Below are 22,709 nucleotides of genomic sequence, written 5' to 3'. Positions count from 1 at the left end.
GGACTCAAGTACCTGTACTTGGCTCCAGCCTTTTTGTCTTTCGATAAGCTATTGCTTCTCTTCCGCCTTCTGCAGCTCGGCATACACAACGTCACTCAGCGTTGATATGTACAACGGATCGGTATTGAGAGACCGCGTCCGCTCCAAATGCAGCCCAAGCTCCCGCGCTGTCTTCTGCGCTTCGATATCCAGATCGTACAGCACTTCCAGATGGTCGGATACGAACCCGATCGGGCATACCAGCACGTGCTGCGCTTCCTGCTCCTTCCGGATGCGCTGCAATACGTCCAGAATGTCCGGTCCGAGCCATGGGGTTCCGGTTTGACCTGCGCTTTGCCAGCCGAACTCCCAGTTCGTCACTCCGGTCTTCGAGGCGATGGCCCTTGACGTTTCCAGCAGCTGCTCGGGATAAGGGTCTCTCATTTCCAGGATTTTTTCCGGGAGACTATGGGCTGTAAAAATAACCTTCACCTTGTCACTCGGCGCATCGAATTTGCGAAGCGCCTCGGTAACACGCTCAGCTAATGCTTCAATCAACTGCGGATGCAAATGATAGCTCCGTACAAAGCGAAGTTCGAGCCCGTGTTCCTGTGCCTTCTCTTGTGCCCGTTTGATGTATCCTCCGACACTCATAACTGAATAATGCGGAGCCAGAACAACGCCTACCGCCTGCTTCAAGCCGTCACGCGCCATGCTGTCTACGCCGTCCTCAATGAAGGGCGCAGCATGCTTCAGCCCCTGGTAGCAGCGAAACTCGTATTCCGGATATTGCTCGTTTAACCGATCCTCTAACGCCTGCACCTGCTTATTCGTATTCTCGCGCAGCGGGAACACGCCTCCGACGATGGCTTCGTACCGATCCGTCAGATCCTTCAGCTGCTCCGGGCTCGGAGGATTTCCCCTACGGATATGGGTGTAATAGGCTTCCACCTGCTCGAGGCTTTCCGGCGTCCCGTAGGACATGACCAAGACTCCGATTTGCGGACGATCTGTCATTCTTCGTTATACCCCGCTTTCTTGCTTCGCCGCGCCTTGATTGCGCAAAGCTTCGCGCGAATATTCATGTACAAACATAGTCAGCTCTTTCAGCTTATCCAGCGATGCTTCCGGGAAGAGGCCATGCCCCAGATTGAAAATATAACCCGGTTCCTTCACGCCTTCGTCGATAATCGCCTTCGCCTGCTCCTTGATGACGTTCATTGGGGCCGTCAGCACATAAGGATCCAGATTGCCCTGTACGGCGAATTCCGACCCTAGCCGGCTGCGTCCTTCCGTGATAGGCACACGCCAATCCAATCCGATCACATCGGCGTCCAAGCCGCGCAAATACGGGAGCAACTCACCGGAGCTTACGCCGGGGAAATAAATTTTGGGCTGCTCCAAATGCTTCAATTCACGGAAAATTCGCTGAATCGTCGGAAGCACGAACGTTTGGAAGTCTCTCGGAGACAAGGAGCCCACCCAGCTGTCGAACAACTGAACGGCCTTGGCGCCTGCAGCGATGTGAGCCTTGAGATAGGCGATGACCATATCGCCCAGCTTATCCATCAGCTCAAACCAAACCGCAGGCTCTTCGTACATCAGCCCTTTGGTACGGATATAGCTCTTGGAAGGCTTCCCTTCAATCAGATAGCTCGCAATTGTAAAAGGAGCTCCGGCAAACGAAATCAAAGGAACCTTAAGCTCTGCAGCCAAAATTTCAATAGTGCGGATAATATGGGATAAGTCCTGCTCAATCTGAATCGGGCAAAGCCGGTGCACATCCTCTGCAGAGCGGATCGGGTTATGAATTACCGGGCCGATGTTTTTGACAATATCAAAATCAATCCCGATCGAAGCAACGGGATTCATGATGTCCGAGTACAAGATGGCTGCATCGACGCCCAGCTTCTTGATTGGCATCAGCGTAACCTCGGCAGCAAGCTCCGGCTGCTGGCAAATTTCCAGAAGGCTGTATTTCTCCTTAATCTTCCGATAGTCCGGGTCATACCGTCCCGCCTGGCGCATATACCATACCGGCAAGGTGTCGACGGCCTGTCTTTTGCAGGCCCTTAAGAATGTGTCATTGTAAGTCATCCAGCAACCCTCTTTCCGTAACATCCCTTAATCTATTACCCATTATGCCCTATTTGGAAGACTGTAACAACTAAAGGCCCCGTGCGTTTCCGACAAAAGTATGACAGTATTCGGCAGCGGGCTTATGCGAGCGCTTGTTCATAGAGAAAGAACCGTGGGTCCGCTCCGGGTATGGAACGTTAGCACGGTTCTACCTGCCATCCGATTTATTACTTCAACCAACGGGCCAAATCCTTTGCAAAATACGTAATGATCATATCCGCTCCGGCTCGCTTAAAGCCGACCATCGTCTCCAAAACAATGCTTTTCTCATCAATCCAGCCCTGCTGCGCAGCCGCCTTCACCATCGAATACTCGGCACTGACGTTGTATGCAACAATCGGAAGATCGAAGCTGTTTCGAAGCGAACGAATAATGTCCATATATGCAAGCGCCGGCTTGACCATCAGCATATCCGCTCCTTCCGCCACATCGCCTCTGGCTTCCCGCATGGCTTCACGTGCGTTGGCAGGGTCCATTTGGTACGTCTTGCGGTCGCCGAACTGCGGTGCCGAATGAGCGGCTTCACGGAACGGGCCGTAGAACGCGGAAGCATACTTCACCGAATACGACATGATCGGCACATGCTCGAAGCCCGCTTGATCCAAGCCTTGTCGAATCGCATGAACGAAGCCGTCCATCATGTTGGACGGGGCAATGATATCCGCACCGGCTTCCGCTTGGGATACCGCTGTTTTCGTAAGCAGCTCCAGAGAAGGATCGTTCAGCACATCGGCACGGTTTTTCTTCTCGTCATAATGAACGACCCCGCAGTGACCATGATCCGTGAACTGGCATAAGCAGGTGTCGGCAATGACCAGAAGCTCAGGGGCCATCGCTTTGATCCGGCGGGTGGCCTCCTGCACGATACCGTTAGGATCGTAAGCCGAGCTGCCGTGCGCATCCTTCTCGTGAGGAACGCCGAATAGCAGAATGGCCTGCAGACCAAGCGAGACGACCTCGCGGATTTCCTCCTCCAGCAAGTCCAAAGACAAATGATAAACACCCGGCATGGAGCCGATCTCTTCCTTCACACCGGTGCCGTGGGTAACGAAGATCGGATAAATCAAATCGTTCACCGTAACCGTATGTTCTCTTACGAGGTTGCGCAGCGCATGCGATGTACGCAGCCTGCGGCCGCGAATCAGCGGAAAGCTCATGGTCATTCCCTCCCAGTGATGTCGTCTATTTATTTCTTCGAGTACATGCTCTTCACCAGCGAGGCTACCGTAGCCTCCTCAGCCAAGTAATCCACCTGCATTCCGGCTTCCCTTGCGGTTTGGGCCGTCAACGGGCCGATACAGGCGATTTGGCAACCGCCCAGAAGCTCAAGCGGCTTTTCCACGCCCAGCTCTCGCAACGCTTTCAGCAAATTGGTCACCGTGGACGAGCTGGTAAAGGTAATGATGTGAATTTTGTTTTGCTCGAGCAGCTCTATGATATCGGTCCCGCCGTTTGTCTCCAGCACAGTCTCGTATACATCCGCTTTCGTTACCTGAAGTCCCAGTTCTTCCAGCTTCGTCGGAAGCGTCTCCCTCGCGATATCGGCCGTCGGCAGCAACACGCGCTGCCCCTCCTTGAGTTCGCCTTCCAGCGCACCTGGCAAAGCGTCGCCTTGAAACTTGGCCGGCACCTGCTCCGGCTGCAATCCATATTGCTCCAGTGCCTCCGCGGTTTTCGGACCTACAGCGGCAATGCGAGCTTTGTACATGGAACGAATGTCCAGTTTGAGCTCCCGCAGCGTTTGGAAGAAATGCTCCACCCCGTTCACGCTGGTAAACATAACCCAGTCGTATTCGTTCAGCCGCTTCATCGCCTGGTGAAGCGCCTGCTGCGCTGCAGGATCGCTTGGCGCCTGTGTACGGATGACTGGAAATTCAACCGCTTCTCCGCCCAGCTCGTCGATCTGATCCACCAGCTCGCTTGCCTGCGATCGCGCCCGTGTCACCAAAATGCGCTTGCCGAAAAGCGGCTTCTTCTCGAACCATGCCAGCTTCTCCCGAAGCTTCACCACTTCCCCGACAATGGTAACCGCAGGCGATTGGAAATTCGCTGCCTTCACCCGCTCCACGATATCCGTCAGCGTCCCCGTGAGCGTCTCCTGCTCCATCCAGGTGCCCCAGCGGATCAGCGCCACCGGAGTGTCCGGCGATTTGCCTCCTTCGATCAGCTGCCGGCATATGGTTTCCAGATTCGCCACACCCATAAGGAAAATGAGGGTCCCTGATGCCTGGGATAAATTTTCCCAATTGACCGTGTTGTACGTCTTATTCTTATACTCGTGTCCGGTCACGATAGAAAAGGAGGATGTAAAGTCCCGGTGAGTCACGGGAATACCCGCATAAGCCGGGACGGAAATCGCCGAGGTGATTCCCGGAATGATTTCAAAGCGAATTTCGTTTTCCGCCAGCAATTCGGCCTCTTCCCCTACGCGGCCGAATACGCTCGGGTCTCCGCCCTTCAGCCGCGTTACGGTTTTCCCCTGAAGCGCCAGATCCACGAGCAGCTGGTTGATTTCCTCCTGCTTCATCATGTGCTTGTCCGGCAGCTTGCCGACGAAGATTTTTTCCGCGCCCGGCTTCATATGCTTGAGCAGCCTCGGGCTGGCGAGCCGGTCATATACGACGACATCCGCCCGCTGGATCGCCTCCAAGCCACGCACCGTAATCAGCTTCGGGTCCCCCGGACCCGCACCTACAAGATAGACGACACCCTTCTCCACAACCGATTCTCCCCTATTCCACGGCCAAAGCCAATAGTTCCGACGCTCCTTTGGCAATCAGCGCATCGGCGACCGCCAGTCCCAGCTTGTCCGGATCGGTTCCGGTCATTGTCTCTTTCAATAGCGTCTTGCCGTCCGGCGAGCCGACCATGCCTGTCAGCACGATCGTCCCGTCCTGCTGAATTTGTCCGTAAGCCCCGATCGGTACCTGGCAGCCACCGTTCAGGCGCCCAAGATAACTCCGCTCCGCCGCAACGGCGCGAGCCGTTTCTTCATGCCGATAGGGCTCCAGAAGGCTCAGTACGAACTCATCGTTCGCCCGGCATTCGATCGCCAGTGCTCCTTGCCCTACGGCAGGCAGGCATACGTCAGCCGGCAAATACTCGCTGATTTTCTCCTGCCAGCCGATCCGGTGAAGCCCCGCTGCCGCCAAAAGTATCGCATCAAAGCCTTCGGTTTCCAGCTTGCGCAAGCGTGAATCGATATTGCCTCGTATCGCTTCAATCTGTAAATCCGGTCGGGCGTACTGCAGCTGTGAGGAACGCCTCAGACTGCTGGTGCCTACCTTGGCCCCCTGGGGCAGCTTGTCCCAGCCTCCGCCGTACCTCGTAATGAGAACATCCCTCGGATCCTCTCGTTTCGGCACCGCGCCGATCGTCAATCCCTCCGGCAGCTCGAACGGCATGTCCTTCATGCTGTGCACGGCCATATCGATTTCACCGTCCATCAATGCCTGCTCGATCTCCTTGACGAACAGTCCCTTGCCGCCTACCTTGGATAAGGTAACGTCGAGGATCCGATCGCCTTTGGTCACGATCTTCTTCAGTTCGAATTCTACCTCCAGCCCCCGCTCCTCACACAATGCCTTCAGCTGGTCAACGACCTGCCCGGTTTGTGTCAGAGCAAGTGCACTTTGTCTTGTGCCTACGACGATTTTGCGCATGCTTGCTTCACTCCCTCTATATCCATGTCACCCGAAGATAACAGTCGTACTTCCCATTATTACCGATTCTCCGCCGATTCTACCTCATTGGCGGAGTGAGCCGAGCCAGCTCCCCAGCCGTTCGATATCCTCCGGTGTCCGGGCCGAAAGCGTACGCTTTCGCAGTTCTTCCCGCTCCCTCCCGCCGAACCGGCCGTCCCGCAGCAGTGCCAGCAGCGGCCAATCGAGCATGCCGCGGAACAGCTGCTGGCGCTGTCCCGAATCCGGCAGCGCCTCCTGTACGGCCAATCTCAGCTCGTGGAGCAGATCCAGATAGGCCTCGTACTCGAGGCCGAACGTCTCCTCCAGCTGCCGGCGTACCGCCGCGGCTACGGAGGGACTGGCGCCGGCCGTCGAGACGGCCAGCGTGAGCCGCCCCCGCCGCACGACGGCGGGCAGCACGAACGCGCTCGCCTCCGGATCGTCGGCGACGCTAACCAGCTGGCCGCGCGCCTCCGCTTCGAGGCGGACGGCCCGGTTCACCGCCGCGTCGTCCGTCGCGGCGAAGACCAGCCGCGCCGCGGCCAGCGCCGGCAGCCCCGCTTGATACAGGTCGCGATGCGACTGTATCAAGCCTTGGGCTGCGAGCGCCTCCAGGCGCGGCGAGAGCTGCGGGCTCACGACGGTGACGTGAGCCCCGGCCTGCAGGAGCGCGTCGACCTTGCGCTCCGCTACGCGCCCGCCGCCCACGACAACGCACGGGCGGCCGGCCACATCAAGCATCACGGGCAAATAGTCCCGATGCTTCATCGTCAGCCCCACTGATGGAACGAAGGCATCAGATTCGTCACGATCACGTTCACCGCCATGATCAGAAAAGCCGCGATGTTCCACAGCGCGAGCCGGTTCCCCGGCATCTTCAGCACCAGACGCTGGAACAAGTAAAAAATATACGCCAGCAGGACGAACCAGGAATTGATCACCTTCGGATCAAAAAACAAGTCGGCCTCGCCCTCCAGCGCCAGCCACACGACGCCAAGCGACATGCCCATAAGCAGCAGCGGAGCCCCTGCCACAGCCGCCAGAAAGGCATACCGATCCGTCTTCTCGAGGCTCGGCATACGCTGCATCTGCTGCGACCATTGGCGTTCCTTCAGCTTCCGATGAAGGAACAAATACATCCCCGAGAACACGACCGATATGACGAAAGCCACGTAGCTCACGAGGGACAGCGAAATATGTATGAAGAGCAGTTCATCCGTAATGTTCCAATGCGCCAGGGTAGGCGATACATTCGGATTGCTGAAGAAATTCAAGGCGAGAATCGCAAACCCGAATACATTGACGAGAAAAACAAACAGCTCGATCCGGAAAAACCGGTTCACCGCAAGCGAAACCGTCACCAACAGCCACGAAAACATAAACAGGGTTTCAAACCGTGAAAAGGCGGCAGCCTCCTCGTGGGTGACCAATCCATAAATCAAATACGCCGTTTGAAGAATCCATACAAAAGAAAGCAACCCTGTCCCCATCCGTTTTGCACTTCGATTCGGATGTGCGAAATCCGAGAAGTAAAACAGGAGGCTCAGGGCGTAAATATACAAAATAGCATCATACAACCAGCTTTGAGTGACCATAGCGTTCCTTTCCGGTCAGGCTTAGGCCAGAGCGTCGGCAGTGTTGATCGTTACCTTCTTAAGCAGCTCTTCCTTTATCCGCTCTTGCGAAGCGACGGCTTCCTGCTGAAGCTTGGCCTCCTCCACCCTTTTCTGCTCTTCCAGCTGCTGCTCGAGTGCAAAAATTTGCGTGAAAAACTCCAGCGCTTCGTCCCCGTCTCGTTCGGCTGCCATTTCCTTGATGCGGATGATCGGGTCGCGCAGCATTTGATTGACAATGCTTTTCGTTAACTTGTGAATCACCTTCAGCTCGCGCTCACTCAGATCCGGCAGCTTCTTCATCAAGCTGTCCATCGTCTCCTCGTGCACCGCATTCGCCTTCGTTTGCAGCGCCTGAATCACCGGGCTGACGCCCAGCGTTTTCGTCCATTGCTCAAACACATCCATCTCGGTACGAATCATCTCTTCAATCATCACCGCCGCCTTTTGGCGTTCAAGCAAGTGGTTATTTACAATCGTCTGCAGATTGTCAATATCATACAGGAAGACGTTCGGCAGCTGTCCCAGCGCCGGGTCCAGATCGCGCGGAACCGCAATATCGATCATGAAGAGCGGACGTGAACGGCGCTTCTGCAGCACGAACGCCACCTGCTCCTTCGTCAGCACCAGATCCTTCGCCCCTGTCGAGCTGATCACGATGTCCGCTTCCTCCAAGTGCTGAAGCAGCTTGTCCATGGTGCTCGGGATGCCGTTGAACTTCTCCGCCAGCTCTTGGGCGCGGCTAAACGTCCGATTGACCACTATGACTTTATCGGCGCCGCTGGCATAAAGATGCTTCACCGTCAGCTCACTCATTTTCCCGGCACCGATAATCAATACCTTCTTCTTCTCGTAGCTTCCGAAAATGCGCTTGCCCAGCTCCACGGCCGCATAGCTGACCGAAACAGGGTTTTCGCCTATGCCTGTTTCGGTATGAGCCCGCTTCGCCAGCGTAACCGCCTGCTTAAACAGCGTGTTGAACACAATGCCGGTCGTCTTCTCCTGCTGAGCCAGCAGAAAAGCGTCGCGAACCTGACCCAGAATCTGGGTCTCGCCAATGACCATGGAATCCAAGCCGCTGGTAACGCGGAACAGATGCTCGATAGCCTGCTCGTTTTCATATATATACATGTGGCTGCCGAACTCCTCGCGGGGTACGCCAAACCACTTTTCCAAAAATCCGCGCAAATAATGACCGCACAAATGCTGGCGGTCGACCACAACGTACAGCTCCGTTCGGTTGCAGGTGCCCACAATGACGCATTCCATGATGCTCTTGGTATTTTTGAGCTCCATGACCGCTTGCGGCAAATCGGCTTCGGCAAAAGCGAATTTCTCACGAATGGAGACGGGAGCCGTACGATAGTTTAAGCCCGCTACGATAATATGCATCTTGGTTCACCTGCCTCCTCCAAAAATGATGTAATTATTATAGCATAATGTAACGAGCTTTTCCGACACAAAATATGAATATTTTTTAAACGGGTGGGAGCCGTGTCACAATTCCTTATCATTTTAGCCTCTTAGCATGCGTTTCCGCTGTGCGCAGAATCACACCATTCATAGCTTTCTTTATTTTCTGCCTATTACATAATCCTATACCTAATGTATGCCAATTAAACAGCCGCGCTCTTTATTGGAGCTGCTTTTTCTTTAGCAGCTCGGCAATCGCTTTATCCGCCTTGGCGAGCCGGGTGTTCTCCGAGGAAACGATATCGCCGCCGGACAGAAGCTTGCCGTACGCATCGTAAAGGTCCGCATACAGCCGATTGACCTCGCTCAGCGTCTGAAGCTCATCGGTCTTAAGCGGCCGCTGTCCGCCAATCTGCAATCGCAGAATGTACTGCATAAGCTGGGAAAGCGACTCCAGCTTCGTTAGGGCCGACTCTCCATAGGCAAGCACCAGGTGGTCGTGAGTGTAGTTGGCTGTGTACAGCGACTGGCGAAGGGCAGCGAGAGATTCGGTATCCCGGACGACTCCCGCGTCCTGGAGATAGCTTCCGAGCAGCTCCATTTGGAAAAAGGATACTTTATAAAGAAGCTTATCCGCTTCTTCCCGGTGGGCGTCGGTTTGCAGCATCCCCACAATCTGTGAAATGGGCCAAACAATAAGCAGCGCGAGAATGGCATACATAAACCATTTTTTCCGATGGTTGCGCATATTGGATTTCTCCTTCCGTATACAAGCTTCATCTAAGATTGTATGGGAAGGCTATAAAAGAAATAACCACGGATTACTCCGTGGCTGGAACATTCGATATATTCATTGCTGTCCGTTCACAAATGGATTACTTCACCAATTCAGCAAGCTTAATTTCAGGAGTTTCTACCTTCAGCTCACCCATACCGCGAACCAGTTTCTTCGCATGTGCAACTTCCGGCTTCAATACGGAGATCATGTAGTCAATCGCGACTTGCGGATCTACGGTCTCGCCGCATGTGTAGCAGTCCAGTGCAGCGAATCCTCTCTCAGGATACGTATGAATGGAGAGATGACTTTCCGACAGTAATACGAGCACAGTGGCTCCTTGTGGTTCAAATTGCTTGGATTGTACAGACAATACGGTTGCTCCACATGCCTCAGCAGCTTCTACCATTTGTGCCTGCAGCCACTCCGCGTTAGTCAGCTTATCAAAGTCTGCTCCCCAAGTGTCTACAGCTACGTGTCTTCCGAAAGTTGAGTATTCCATCTTTCGGTTCCCCCTTCCTAGGAATAAAATGTTTTGAAAATTTCATCCGCTAGGACCTACGTCATTCACTTCTCGAGGGAATAATCTCTCGCAACATTACATGTCCTGAGTGAATCCTGGTTCCTATTTTGTTTTCAACGAGAATAAAAATAACATCAATCGACTAGAAATGCAACACTTTTTTTGGGCCAGGCGGGGAATGCGTCCCTGTGGCGTTCACACAATGAACACAATATGCCCTGAGCCCTTCCGTGGTGCAGGAATTTCCTTTTCCAGCAGCCCAAAGTCCTCGACCTAGTCCGCAATTTTCTTTCCACCGATCGTTCTTGTCTCTTTTATTAACCGACCTGCTGCTTGTCCCATTATACCATGCTCATACCATAAAACTGCATATTTATGCAAAAAAGGAACCCCTCCGCAAGCCCTGTCAGGCGCTTGATCGGAAGAGTTCCTCTCTATCGTCAGTAGGTTATATTAAGCTTCGAGTACGAACAAGCGATGAGTCAACTTCTTCAGACGGCCATCAATTTGCTCGCGAACCGCGTCATCTCCAAATTCATTTCGCAGATCCAGCAGGCTGTTGATTTGAGCGTGAATCGCTAGAATTTCCTGCTCCACCTCGTTTTTTCTGAACAGCTGCTCCAATTGCCCCAGGGTATCCTTGTATTCGAAAACAAGCTTCTCACCCTCGGCGCGCTTCTCAACAATGCGCACTACAGCACCATATTTGTACGTATACTCCATGATATAGGACGAATAAATCCGATGAACGACAGCATCTCCCTTAAAGGCCGAGACCGCTTTGCGCATACCATCGACCAATTTTCTGTTGGTGATTCGGCACGTTCCCTGGCATACATACAAATTCATTTTCCGTTCGAACGACAGGACCACCTCTTGGCCCGCATCGTCGAGCAATACCACCTCTTGATTCCCGTTTTCTAACACTTTGACTTGCAGAGCGGCACCATGATCGACAAACAGCTGGATAAACTTGGCCATCTCGGCTTCCGTCAGTTGTAGGCAGGTTTTGACGTATTCGGTCGCTAACCTATTTGCCATAAAAATCCCTCGATTCATTTTTTTCGAACCATGCAGCCTAGTCTTTTTTCATTTGTTCTATATACAGTATACTACATAATTATTTAATATTCCTGCCGCTCAAGCAGTGAATTCGGGGGAAATTCAGAAAATTTCGCGTTTTCCTTGAAGGATTCAAATAAATCATGCTAAAACCTCGGTTTCCTGCCGGAAGTTCTCCGGTTCCCTCGGCTGTTTCCTATATTTGTACTTCCCTATTGCTCTTATTCTCTTCCGTTTGCTCGGAGTTTCCGGCTTCCGGTTCCGCTTTTCCGGCAGGGTCGGCATACCCGATGTGCTTTTCAATCAGCTGCCACAGCTCATCTTTACCCAGTCCCAATTCGGACGAGAACATGATGATCGGATCCGTTTTGTTCATCTCCAGCGTCTCGCGGATGATCTTCATATGCTTTTGCCATTTGCTCTTTGGAATTTTGTCCGCTTTGGTCGTTACCACGCAGACCGGCAGCCCGTTATGCTTCAGCCAGTCGTACATCGCTTGATCGTCCTTCGTCGGAGGATGGCGCAAATCGATGATATGTAAAATGAGCTTGAGCGGTTCTCTTTTCGTCAAGTAAGCCTCAATGAACTTACCCCACTTCTCGCGCTCCGTCTTCGATACCTGGGCATAACCGTACCCCGGCAAATCTACAAAATATAAGTCCGAATTGATCCGATAATAATTCAATTGTTGGGTTTTTCCGGGCTTGGAGCTGGTACGGGCCAGATTCTTCCGATTGATCATCCGGTTGATCAATGAGGATTTGCCTACATTAGAACGCCCTGCCAGAGCAATCTCCGGCAAGGCGTCCGTAGGGTACTGACTCGGACCAACCGCGCTGATGATAAATTCAGCTTGATTGACCTTCATGGTAAAATCAACTCTTTCCGTTATTTAGACGCCTACTGGCTTCACTAGTGCATGCTCCAAAACTTCATCCATATGCGATACCGGAACGAAACGCAGCTCGTTGCGCACGCTCTCCGGTACTTCTTCAATATCCTTCACATTATCCTGCGGCAGAAGAACCGTACGAATCCCGGCCCGGTGGGCTGCCAGCGCCTTCTCTTTCAAGCCGCCGATCGGCAGCACGCGGCCGCGCAGGGTAACCTCTCCGGTCATCGCAACATGGCGCGAGACGGGGATATTCGTCAGGGCAGAGATGAGTGCTGTAGCCATCGTAATCCCTGCTGACGGACCATCCTTTGGAATGGCGCCCTCCGGGATATGGATATGAATGTCGAACTTCTCATGGAAGTCCGGTTGAATGCCCAGCTGCTGAACGCGGGATCGTGTATAGCTGAAGGCGGCTTGGGCCGATTCCTTCATGACATCGCCGAGCTTCCCTGTCAAGGTTAGCTTGCCGTTGCCCGGCATGATGGAAACCTCGATTACCAGCGTATCGCCACCTACCTCCGTCCAGGCAAGGCCGGTTACCGCTCCGATCTGATCCTTCTCCTCCGCCGTTCCGAATCGGAATTTGGCCGGCCCAAGGAAGTCCTTCAGGTTATCCGGATGCACATGCACCGAACCGTGGCCTCCCACGATGAGCTTCGCCGCCTTGCGGCAGATCGACGATACCTGCTGCTCCAAATTCCGTACTCCCGCTTCCCGCGTGTATTCCCGAACCGTTCGCAGGAGCGCTCCGTCCTCCACTTGAAGCTGGCCGTCTTCCAGACCATGGTCGCGCTTTTGCTTAGGAAGCAAGTAGTTGCGGGCGATATGCATCTTCTCGACTTCCGTGTAACCCGGGATGTACAAAACCTCCATCCGGTCGAGCAGCGGCCGCGGAATGTTGTGAAGCGCGTTTGCTGTCGTTACGAACATCACGTTCGAAAGATCGAACGGCACCTCGATAAAGTGGTCGGAGAACGTGCTGTTCTGCTCCGGATCCAGCACCTCAAGCAGCGCGGCGGACGGATCTCCACGGAAATCCATGGACATCTTGTCAATCTCGTCTAGCAGGAACACCGGATTGCTGGTTCCGGCCGTCTTCATCCCTTGAATGACGCGACCCGGCATAGCTCCTACGTACGTTCTGCGGTGACCGCGGATTTCCGCTTCATCTCTCACTCCGCCGAGGGAGATCCGTACGAATTCACGATTCATCGAACGGGCAATGGAGCGAGCAATGGAGGTTTTCCCGACCCCTGGCGGCCCTACCAGGCAAAGAATCGGCCCCTTCAGCTTCTTCACAAGCTTCTGTACCGCCAAATATTCAAGAACCCGTTCCTTCGGCTTCTCCAAGCCATAGTGGTCCTCGTTGAGAATGTGCTCTGCCTTGCCGATATCCAAATCGTCTTCCGTTTTCTTGTTCCAAGGAAGAGCCAGAAGCCAGTCGATATAATTGCGAATGACCGATCCTTCCGCCGAGGTTGCCGGCATTTTCTCAAGACGGTCGATTTCCTTCTCGATTTTCTCCCGGACCTTCTCAGGCACTTCCGCCTGCTCCAGCTGATTGCGAAGCTCTTCGGCTTCGCCCGCGCGGCCTTCCTTCTCGCCGAGCTCCTTCTGGATGGCCTTCATTTGCTCACGCAGATAGTATTCCTTCTGCGTTTTCTCCATCTGCTTCTTGACTCGCTGGCTGATTTTGCGCTCCAGCTCCAGCACTTCCCGCTCGTTGTTAAGGATCCCCAGCAGCTTCTCCAGCCGCTCGCGGACATCAACAGTTTCCAGAATTTCTTGCTTATCCTTAATTTTAAGGGATAAATGACTGCAAATGACATCGGCAAGACGTCCGGGCTCATCGATATCCGATACGGCGGCCAACGTTTCCGGCGTTACCTTCTTGGACAAGTTGATGTAATGCTCGAATTGAGTTAGCACCGTTCGCATGAGCGCATCGATCTCCGGATCGGTCGTCTCCTGCTCGGGCAGCTCTTTCGCATTTACTTCATAGTACTCTTCGTTCGTCAAAAATTCTGTAATTTCCGCCCGGACAACGCCTTCCACGAGGACGCGGATCGTTCCGTTAGGCAGCTTCAGCATTTGACGAACCCGGGCAATGGTGCCAACACGGTAAATATCTTCCGTCTTGGGCTCTTCTATATTCACTTCCGATTGCGTACACAACAAAATCATGCTGTCGTCGACCATGGCTTTTTCCAGTGCCCGCACCGATTTCTCCCTGCCGACGTCCAAATGCAGCACCATGCTCGGATACACGAGCAGACCCCGCAGCGGAAGCAGCGGCAAGCGGCGCACCTTATTCTTGTTAGGTCCCATCCACGAGCACCTCCAGACTTCTAGTAACAAGCTCTTCGCTTAACAGCGTTGCTAACATTTTATCAAAATCCATACGAAAACACCAATGAAGGCGCCTGCGGACACCTTATTCTACAGCGTCCGCATGCAAAACCGTAACCGAAGCTCCAGGCAAGCCGTCTTGCGGCAGAGCAAAGGAGTCGGTCTGCTCGCTGAGCTCCATTCCCAAGGCGTGGAACAGAGCCTCCTGTACGGAATCTACCGGTATGACCTCAAGCCCGTTCAATCCCGCGAAAATTTCCTGCCAGTTCTCTTTTGGGATAATCACTTTCGTTGCCCCGGCCTGGAATGCCGCCTCCACCTTGGCAATGACGCCGCCAACGGGCTTCACCTTCCCATGGATGCTGATTTCCCCTGTCATGGCAATATGGTTGTCCACCGGAATCTGATGGATTGCCGAAGCGATCGCCGTAGCCATAGAGATCCCCGCAGAAGGACCGTCAATCGGGATGCCGCCCGGGAAATTGATGTGAAGATCATAGCCGTAAGGGTTCATGCCGAGTCTTCGAAGCACGGTCAGCACGTTCTCTACCGAGCCTCTGGCCATGCTCTTGCGGCGAAGTGTACGGGAGCCTCCGCCCATTTCTTCTTCATCCACCACTCCGGTAATGGTGAATTGGCCATGATTGGTGCCGATCACAGGAATCGCCGTTACTTCAATCTCAAGCAGCGTCCCTAGATTCGGACCATATACGGCAAGACCGTTGACCAAGCCTATGGCAGGCTGCTGAGGAATTTTTTTCTCCGGCCGCGGCGGAATTTGGGAGCTGTTCACAACCCATTCGACATCGGCAGCGGATACCTCTCTTCTGCCTTCCGTGAGCGCCATCCCGGCTGCCAGCTGAATGACATTGACCGCCTCCCTGCCGTTGGTAGCATATTTCTTCACCACGTTAATGGCCGCTTCATTCTCAGACATCCCGATTTTCTTCAGTGCCTTGGAAGCTATGAGGCTGATCTCATCAGGAAGCAGCGGACGAAAGAAAATTTCCATACAGCGCGAACGAATGGCAGGTGGGAGCTCGGAGGGATTACGAGTCGTCGCCCCCACTAAACGAAAGTCGGCAGGAAGCCCGTTTTGAAACACATCATGAATGTAGCCCGGAATGTTCGTGTCTTCCGAATTGTAGTATGCACTTTCCAAAAATACCTTACGATCCTCAAGCACCTTTAATAATTTATTCATCTGGTGAGGATGCAATTCACCGATTTCATCAATAAACAGAATACCGCCGTGAGCCTTCGTGACAGCTCCCGCCTTGGGCTGCGGTATACCGGCAACACCCATTGCCCCCGCCCCTTGGTAGATCGGATCATGAACCGAGCCGATCAGCGGATCCGCTATACCCCGCTCGTCAAAGCGGGCGGTCGTGGCGTCGATCTCCGTGAATTTGGCATCCGGACGGAAAGGAGACTCCACATTCTTCTTCGCTTCCTCCAAAACGACGCGTGCAGCCGCCGTTTTCCCTACACCGGGAGGACCGTAAATAATCACGTGCTGCGGATTCGAACCGCACAGTGCGGCCTTCAACGCCCGCAGCCCCTCCCGTTGACCTACAATATCATCCATGGAGGATGGTCTTGTTTTTTCGGCTAACGGCTTATTTAACGAAATGGAACGAAGCTTGCGCAGCTTCTCCAGTTCTTTTCTCGATTCCTTATCAACGGCCGTTCTGTTGGTCTGCTGATTCCGCAGCAAATTCCAGAAGTACAACCCGATCACTATCGCAAAAAACAACTGGATTACCATTAAAATCACACTTATGCTCATCCCGCCTACCTCCAAACATCATAATAATTGGTAGTATTGCCCTGCGTTGGTGCCATTAATCCCGATTTTCCAAAGAAACTTTTCTTGGTGCACGGATACGGCGAAGTACCGTAAGCAAGGCTAAGACCGTATTTCAAGTCTTCACGTCGAGGATGTGATTCATGTGATTATTGCTCGCCGATGGTTGCTGCTAATGTTAATGCTAGTGCTGATCGGGATCGGCATGTTCTCGTCCGAGGGTTCGGCTAACGCCCGATCCGAAAGCTCACTTCAGCAAAACCCGATTCTAAAGGACGTGGATGTGATGATCGATGTAGGTCATGGCGGAGTGGACAGCGGGACTCATTTGGGGACGATTTATGAAAAGGATATTAACCTTGCCATAGCCACGAAGGTATATGAGGAGCTTCAAGCGAGAGGATATCAGGTCATGATGAACCGTAACGGGGACTATGCGCTTAGCACGGAAAATCACTGGCTGCGGATTCACTCCCGCCATATCAAGGATTTGGCTCAACGTACGCATCTTGCAAACGAAATTAATCCCAAGCTGCTGATCAGCATTCATGTCAATACTGCAGGAAACACACGCAAAAGCGGCCCTCTTCTCCTTCACCAGAAAACAGAAGAAAGCAAGAGACTGGCCAAGGAGCTTCAACAAGCCCTTAACCAGCTTTACGGTGCGCAAGAGACACCCATTTACGGAAAAACATATTACTTGTTGAAACACGCGAAATGTCCTTCCGTGATTGTTGAGGTCGGGTACTTAAGCAATCCGAGCGACCGGCAGCGTATGCTTGAGCCTACAGGACAAAAGGATATAGCCAAGCGAATTAGCGATGGCGTGCAGCGGTATTTGGAAGAGAAAAAGCCAGGCTGACGTTTCTAGAACGGCCTGGCTTTCGGCATTATTTGACCAGCTTGGAAACAGGAGTGAAGGTGGCACCCAGCTGCTGAAGCGTCGGGATAGATTCCTTAAGCACCGCAGCGGTATGCTTACCCGGAGGACCCACATGCCCGATGACCACCGTTGTCTCATGCTCCTTCACATGCTTTTGCACCTTCAAGGCTTGTTTTATAATATGGCCTCTGGAGTATATATCGTCCATAAACAGATGGTTCTCGGCGGTCGGTACACCCAGCTCATGAGCAATCTGACCTACCTTGGACTTATCTGTGGTACGGCTATCCAAGAAGAAGAGTCCCTTTTCCTTGCAGATCGTCAAGATAATACGCATGATTCGCTCATCTGCCGTAACCTTGGAGCCCATATGATTGTTCATACCAATGGCATGAGGCACATCCTGTATAGCAGCCAGCACACGCTCTCGAACTTCTTCGTCCGTTAAATCCGTCGTAATGGCACCGGGCCCGAGCCAGCTTTTCTTGCCTCTCTTCGGCTCCATGGGCAAGTGAATGATCACATCACGTCCCAGCTGATGAGCCCATTCCGCATCCCGCTTGGTTGTAGGCAGGAAGGGCATTACAGCTGCTGTAAAGGGAATAGGCAGTTCCATCATCTCCTTCGTTCCCAGCATATCGTTGCCGAAATCGTCAATAACGAGCGCAATCTGTTTGGACGGCTGCTTGGGAGGAAGCGGCGGCGGGTCTATCGGAGCCGAAGCATACAAGGTTCCGGCGGCAGAAGCCGTCAGAATCAAGGTAGTCAGTAATGTAGCGATACGTTTCATTCAGCAGTACTCCTTCTTGGAATGGGAATACTATTTGTTATTTTCCAAAAAAGGCTTCTTTATGCATAGAAAAAGCCCGCAGCAGGCTGCGGACTTCTTGATATATCATGCTTGTATCTCATGATGCTTTCGGCCCGGGATTTCTCCCGTCTGCTCAAAATGCGCTACAATGATATCGATTTCCCTCTTCAGCTCGGACAGGAGCTCCTCTTCCGGAACTTTGCGAATCATTTCCCCGTAACGGAACAGCATGCCTTCGCCGCGGGCACCGGCAATACCGATGTCGGCCTCGCGTGCTTCCCCGGGTCCGTTCACCGCGCAGCCCAGCACCGACACCTTGATCGGCACCTTCAGCTTGGAGATGTATTCCTCCACCTCGTTGGCGATCGAGAACAGGTCGATGTCCAGCCGTCCACAGGTCGGACAGGAAACAAGCGTAGCCGCATTCGTAATTAAGCCGAACGATTTCAACAGCTCGCGGCACACTTTTACCTCTTCCACCGGGTCCGCGCTAAGCGAGATTCGGATCGTCGATCCAAGACCCATACTTAGAAGGGCACCCAGCCCTGCAGCACTTTTCACTGTGCCGGAGAACAAGGTTCCTGCCTCGGTGATGCCAAGGTGCAGCGGGTACCGGAAAGCCGATGCCGCCTTCGTATACGCTGCAATCGCCATAGGCACATCGGAGGCTTTCAAGGACACAATGATGTCCCGGAAGTCCAGCTCTTCCAGAATGCCGATATGATAGAGGGCGCTCTCAACCATGGCTTCCGGCGTCGGATAGCCGTACTTCTCAAGCAGATGATTCTCTAGAGAGCCCGCATTGACCCCGATCCGAATCGGAATGCCTCTCTCCTTGCAAGCCTTCACTACCGCCTCTACCTTCTCGCGGCGTCCGATGTTACCCGGATTAATACGAACCTTATCAATGCCGTTCTCAATCGCCATCAAGGCAAGACGGTGGTCAAAGTGAATATCCGCAACAAGGGGGATCGAGATCTGCTTCTTGATTTCCTTAATGGCTTCGGCCGCCTCTTTGTTGTTCACCGTCACCCGCACGATTTGGCAGCCGGCTTCTTCCAGACGGTGGATCTCCGCAACGGTTGCCTTGACATCTGCCGTCTTGGTCGTACACATGCTCTGAATGATGACCTCGTTGCTGCCGCCAATGGTCAAGTTACCTACTTTAACGGGGATGGTATCCTTCCTGTGGAACATATGTGTATTCTCTCCCATGATACCAAACATCCTCCGCTCCCTTCGCAGGGATTGGAGGTGTCCGGTATAAATATTCGATTCGAGCTTAGGCGCTTTCTTCCTTCTTCTTCACCGACTGAGCGTCCTTGGAAGTGATCGGCGGAGCGATCTTCGCTTGAACGGACTCCTTCGTAACCACGCAGCTGGAATTTTCCGTACGGGACGGCGCCTCGTACATAACCTCCAGCATGATGCTCTCGATGATGGCACGCAGTCCGCGGGCACCGGTGTTACGTTTAATCGCTTCCTTCGCGATTTCCTCCAGTGCTTCCGGCTCGAATTCGAGCGACACGTTATCCATCTCCAGCAGCTTTTGGTACTGCTTCACGAGAGCGTTCTTCGGCTCGGTCAGGATGCGTACCAAGGCAGCCTCATCCAGCGGCTCCAGTGTAGAGATGACCGGCAGACGACCGACAAATTCAGGAATCAAGCCAAACTTAAGCAGATCTTCCGGCAGCACGAGGGACAAGTACTCGCCCGGCTTGAGATCAGCCACCTTGCCGTCAGCTCCGAAGCCGATGACCTTCTTACCGATACGGCGCTTGATGATCTGCTCCAGGCCGTCGAAGGCACCGCCGCAAATAAACAAGATATTCGTCGTATCGATCTGGATAAATTCCTGATGAGGATGCTTACGTCCGCCTTGCGGAGGAACGGAAGCCACCGTGCCTTCAAGAATTTTCAGCAAAGCCTGCTGCACGCCTTCACCGGAAACGTCGCGAGTAATGGACGGGTTCTCGGATTTACGGGCTACCTTATCGATTTCGTCGATATAAATAATGCCGCGCTCCGCCTTCTCCACGTCGTAATCAGCCGCTTGAATAAGCTTGAGCAAGATGTTCTCAACGTCCTCGCCTACGTAACCGGCTTCCGTCAAGGAAGTTGCGTCCGCGATGGCGAACGGAACGTTCAAAATTTTGGCCAGCGTCTGTGCCAGCAATGTCTTACCGCTACCTGTCGGTCCGACAAGGGCGATATTCGACTTCTGAAGCTCTACATCCTCCAGCTTGTTCTGGCCGGAATTGATCCGCTTATAGTGGTTGTATACCGCTACGGAAAGCGACTTCTTCGCTTGCTCCTGCCCGATAACATACTGGTCAAGAATCGTGCGAATTTCTTTCGGCTTCGGCACATCCTTCAGATCCAGCTCTTCCTCGTGACCCAATTCTTCCTCAACGATTTCCGTGCAAAGCTCGATACACTCATCGCATATATAAACGCCCGGTCCAGCGACCAGCTTGCGGACCTGCTCCTGCGACTTACCGCAGAAGGAACACTTCAGCTGACCTTTTTCATCGTTAAATTTAAACATGGAATCACTCCATTCCTAAGTCAATTCGTTCCGAGTGATAACCGCATCAATAAGGCCGTAAGCCTTCGCTTCTTCGGCGCTCATAAAGTTGTCCCGGTCCGTGTCTCGTTCGATTTTCTCGTAAGGCTGACCTGTGCGCTCAACATAAATCTGATTCAGCTTCTGCTTCGTCTTAATAATCCAATCGGCATGGATCTTAATATCCGAAGCTTGCCCGCGGACTCCGCCCAGCGGCTGATGAATCATCACTTCACTGTTCGGCAAAGCGAAGCGCTTGCCCGGTGCCCCCGCCGTCAGCAGCAAGGAGCCCATGCTGGCCGCCATACCTACGCAGATCGTTGATACATCCGGCTTGATGAACTGCATTGTATCATATATACCCATGCCCGCTGTAACTGAACCACCGGGAGAGTTAATGTACAGATGGATATCTTTCTCGGAATCTTGAGCAGCCAGGAACAAGAGCTGCGCAATGATCAGGTTGGCGACGTCATCATCAATCGCGCTACCCAAAAATATGATGCGGTCCTTGAGCAAACGGGAGTAAATATCATAGGATCGCTCACCGCGTCCTTCCTGCTCGACAACCATAGGTACCAGACTCATCGTTCCAACCCCTTTACTTCGTGAGATAGACCCCTCAAGCTTTCCGCTCAAAAAGCCTTACACATTATTGTATCACGTTTCAAGCTGCGTTGCATCTTGCTGATATGTATGTACTTTCGACACATTTCGGGAATGCGGATGGGTAAAACAAAGGCACGCATGAATACACGTGCCCCTGCCATCCTATGTGATTATTAAACCGCTGCAGCGACTTTGCTGTTTTCCATCAGGAAATCAACGGTTTTTCTTGTTACGATATCATTAACCAGCGTCTGCAGGTTACCGTTGTTAGCGAAGATCGCTGCAACTTCATCCGCGGAGCGGCCATACATTTGAGCCAGCTTCTCCAGCTCAGCTTGAATTTCTTCTTGTGTCGCTTCGATGCCTTCCGCTTTCGCTACCGCTTCAAGCACCAGGTTGTTGCGAACACGCTTCTGAGCGTCTTCCTGCATTTGACCCTTCAGATCCTCAGCGCTTTGACCGGTGAACTGGTAGTACATATCGATGTTCATACCTTGCATGCGCAGACGGTTTTCGAATTCCTTCACCATTTGCTCCGCTTCGTCATCGATCATCACTTGAGGAATGTCGACAGTAGCCGCTGCAGAAACCTTCTCTACCACTTCGGCTTCTTGCCCGCGCTTAGCTTCACTTTCTTTGCGCTCCTTCAGCTTGCTTTCGAGATCTGCCTTGTACTCATCCAGCGTTTCGAATTCACTGACGTCTTTCGCGAACTCGTCGTCCAGCTCAGGCAGGTTTTTGCGCTTGATATCATGCAGCTTGATTTTGAAAACCGCTTCTTTGCCCTTCAGCTCTTCTGCATGGTAATCTTCAGGGAAGCTAACGGTGATGTCCTTCTCGCCGTCCTTCTCAAGGCCTACCACTTGCTCTTCAAAGCCAGGGATGAAGCTGTTCGAGCCAAGCTCCAGAGAATATCTCTCCGCTTTGCCGCCCTCGAATGCTACGCCGTCTACGAAGCCTTCAAAGTCGATAACAACCACGTCGCCGTTCTGTGCTGCGCCTTCTTCTACAGGAACAAGCTCAGCATGACGGCCTTGCAATTTCTTAAGCTCTTCGTTCACTTCTTCAGCCGTTACTTCCGTCGCTTGGTGCTCAAGCTCAATACCTTTGTAGTCGCCGAGCTCAACTTCCGGCTTTACAACAACCTTCGCTTTGAACTTCAGCGTTTGGCCTTTGCCGAATTGCTCTACGTCTACTTCAGGACGGTCTACCGGTTCGATCCCTGTCTCGCGAACAGCGGATACGTAAGCCTCAGGAACAATAATATCAAGAGCGTCTTGATACAAGCTTTCCACTCCAAATTTCGCTTCAAAAATGGAGCGAGGCACTTTGCCCTTACGGAAGCCCGGAACATTCACCTTGTTGACGACTTTCTTAAATGCCTTGTCCAGAGCGGTGGCCACCTGTTCCGCGTCTACTTCAATATCAAGAACTCCAACGTTCTTCTCTATCTTTTCCCAGCTTGCTTTCATTTTATGCTTTCCCCTCCAAAAATTGTCCATTAATCAACATGATAGTCACGCGCTTGACGGCCCGAACAGTGAGACGGCATGTCCCGTCCGCCAATATAACCATTCTATTATAACCATAATATATCGCGTT

General features: G+C 52.9%; 20 protein-coding genes. 1 reads left to right on the top strand and 19 read right to left on the bottom strand.

Translation table 11 applies throughout. The features are described from left to right. Positions 1-48: 48 nt before the first annotated feature. From hemH to lonB, 14 genes are all read right to left on the bottom strand, one after another. Positions 49-996, bottom strand: coding sequence for a ferrochelatase (gene hemH, locus QMO62_RS00505; RefSeq protein WP_284637861.1), 948 nt, complete (start codon positions 994-996; stop codon positions 49-51). 6 nt (positions 997-1,002) lie between these two features. Continuing rightward, entirely contained in the window at positions 1,003-2,076 is a 1,074-nt protein-coding gene (gene hemE / locus QMO62_RS00500; protein WP_284637859.1) for a uroporphyrinogen decarboxylase, read from the bottom strand. Between the two features lie 209 nt (positions 2,077-2,285). Continuing rightward, positions 2,286-3,275 carry a porphobilinogen synthase gene (gene hemB / locus QMO62_RS00495; RefSeq protein ID WP_284637858.1) on the bottom strand — a complete coding sequence of 330 codons (990 nt, stop codon included), beginning with the start codon at positions 3,273-3,275 and terminating at the stop codon, positions 2,286-2,288. Positions 3,276-3,304: 29 nt separating this feature from the next. Continuing rightward, positions 3,305-4,837, bottom strand: coding sequence for a uroporphyrinogen-III C-methyltransferase (gene cobA, locus QMO62_RS00490; RefSeq protein ID WP_284637856.1), 1,533 nt, complete (start codon positions 4,835-4,837; stop codon positions 3,305-3,307). Between the two features lie 13 nt (positions 4,838-4,850). Next, positions 4,851-5,780, bottom strand: coding sequence for a hydroxymethylbilane synthase (hemC, locus tag QMO62_RS00485; RefSeq protein ID WP_284637854.1), 930 nt, complete (start codon positions 5,778-5,780; stop codon positions 4,851-4,853). An 84-nt stretch (positions 5,781-5,864) separates the two neighbouring features. Next, positions 5,865-6,653, bottom strand: coding sequence for a precorrin-2 dehydrogenase/sirohydrochlorin ferrochelatase family protein (locus QMO62_RS00480; protein ID WP_284637852.1), 789 nt, complete (start codon positions 6,651-6,653; stop codon positions 5,865-5,867). Next, complete coding sequence (gene ccsA, locus QMO62_RS00475; protein ID WP_284637850.1) at positions 6,572-7,180, bottom strand: cytochrome c biogenesis protein CcsA; 609 nt, start codon at positions 7,178-7,180, stop codon at positions 6,572-6,574. Before ccsA ends, QMO62_RS00480 begins: the two co-directional genes overlap by 82 nt. Before the next feature lie 237 nt (positions 7,181-7,417). After that, positions 7,418-8,806: a glutamyl-tRNA reductase gene (gene hemA, locus QMO62_RS00470; RefSeq protein WP_284637849.1), complete on the bottom strand. Its 1,389-nt coding sequence runs from the start codon at positions 8,804-8,806 to the stop codon at positions 7,418-7,420. Between the two features lie 241 nt (positions 8,807-9,047). Then, positions 9,048-9,575 carry an S-adenosylmethionine decarboxylase gene (locus QMO62_RS00465; protein WP_284637847.1) on the bottom strand — a complete coding sequence of 176 codons (528 nt, stop codon included), beginning with the start codon at positions 9,573-9,575 and terminating at the stop codon, positions 9,048-9,050. Between the two features lie 127 nt (positions 9,576-9,702). Next, positions 9,703-10,104, bottom strand: a complete 402-nt coding sequence (gene speD, locus QMO62_RS00460) for an adenosylmethionine decarboxylase (RefSeq protein WP_284637845.1) — start codon at positions 10,102-10,104, stop codon at positions 9,703-9,705. A gap of 474 nt (positions 10,105-10,578) precedes the next feature. Next, positions 10,579-11,166, bottom strand: coding sequence for a non-ribosomal peptide synthetase module (locus QMO62_RS00455; protein WP_284637843.1), 588 nt, complete (start codon positions 11,164-11,166; stop codon positions 10,579-10,581). A gap of 217 nt (positions 11,167-11,383) precedes the next feature. Next, positions 11,384-12,055, bottom strand: a complete 672-nt coding sequence (gene yihA / locus QMO62_RS00450) for a ribosome biogenesis GTP-binding protein YihA/YsxC (protein WP_284637841.1) — start codon at positions 12,053-12,055, stop codon at positions 11,384-11,386. A gap of 24 nt (positions 12,056-12,079) precedes the next feature. Further along, positions 12,080-14,410 (bottom strand): endopeptidase La, encoded by a 2,331-nt coding sequence (gene lon / locus QMO62_RS00445; protein WP_284637839.1) that lies wholly within the window; start codon positions 14,408-14,410, stop codon positions 12,080-12,082. A 106-nt stretch (positions 14,411-14,516) separates the two neighbouring features. Then, on the bottom strand, positions 14,517-16,220 hold the full coding sequence (gene lonB / locus QMO62_RS00440) for an ATP-dependent protease LonB (protein WP_284637837.1): 1,704 nt from the start codon (positions 16,218-16,220) through the stop codon (positions 14,517-14,519). 193 nt (positions 16,221-16,413) lie between these two features. Here lonB and QMO62_RS00435 point away from each other — a divergent pair, with 193 nt between their 5' ends. Then, entirely contained in the window at positions 16,414-17,100 is a 687-nt protein-coding gene (locus QMO62_RS00435; protein ID WP_284644811.1) for an N-acetylmuramoyl-L-alanine amidase family protein, read from the top strand. A 28-nt stretch (positions 17,101-17,128) separates the two neighbouring features. Here the strand turns inward: QMO62_RS00435 and QMO62_RS00430 are convergent, their stop codons facing one another. The 5 genes from QMO62_RS00430 to tig form a co-directional block, all read right to left on the bottom strand. Next, entirely contained in the window at positions 17,129-17,911 is a 783-nt protein-coding gene (locus QMO62_RS00430) for a divergent polysaccharide deacetylase family protein (RefSeq protein WP_284637835.1), read from the bottom strand. A 105-nt stretch (positions 17,912-18,016) separates the two neighbouring features. Then, positions 18,017-19,129 carry a flavodoxin-dependent (E)-4-hydroxy-3-methylbut-2-enyl-diphosphate synthase gene (ispG, locus tag QMO62_RS00425; RefSeq protein WP_284644810.1) on the bottom strand — a complete coding sequence of 371 codons (1,113 nt, stop codon included), beginning with the start codon at positions 19,127-19,129 and terminating at the stop codon, positions 18,017-18,019. An 85-nt stretch (positions 19,130-19,214) separates the two neighbouring features. After that, positions 19,215-20,480: an ATP-dependent protease ATP-binding subunit ClpX gene (clpX, locus tag QMO62_RS00420; RefSeq protein ID WP_284637833.1), complete on the bottom strand. Its 1,266-nt coding sequence runs from the start codon at positions 20,478-20,480 to the stop codon at positions 19,215-19,217. Between the two features lie 15 nt (positions 20,481-20,495). Next, on the bottom strand, positions 20,496-21,086 hold the full coding sequence (gene clpP, locus QMO62_RS00415) for an ATP-dependent Clp endopeptidase proteolytic subunit ClpP (protein ID WP_284637831.1): 591 nt from the start codon (positions 21,084-21,086) through the stop codon (positions 20,496-20,498). A gap of 194 nt (positions 21,087-21,280) precedes the next feature. Beyond that, complete coding sequence (tig, locus tag QMO62_RS00410; protein WP_284637829.1) at positions 21,281-22,579, bottom strand: trigger factor; 1,299 nt, start codon at positions 22,577-22,579, stop codon at positions 21,281-21,283. Positions 22,580-22,709 lie beyond the last annotated feature (130 nt).

The organism is Paenibacillus silviterrae (assembly GCF_030167925.1).
In the GTDB taxonomy this organism is placed as follows: Bacteria; Bacillota; Bacilli; order Paenibacillales; family NBRC-103111; genus Paenibacillus_G; species Paenibacillus_G silviterrae.
Note: the sequence above shows the minus strand (reverse complement) of the source record. Positions and strands in the feature narration are given on the sequence as shown.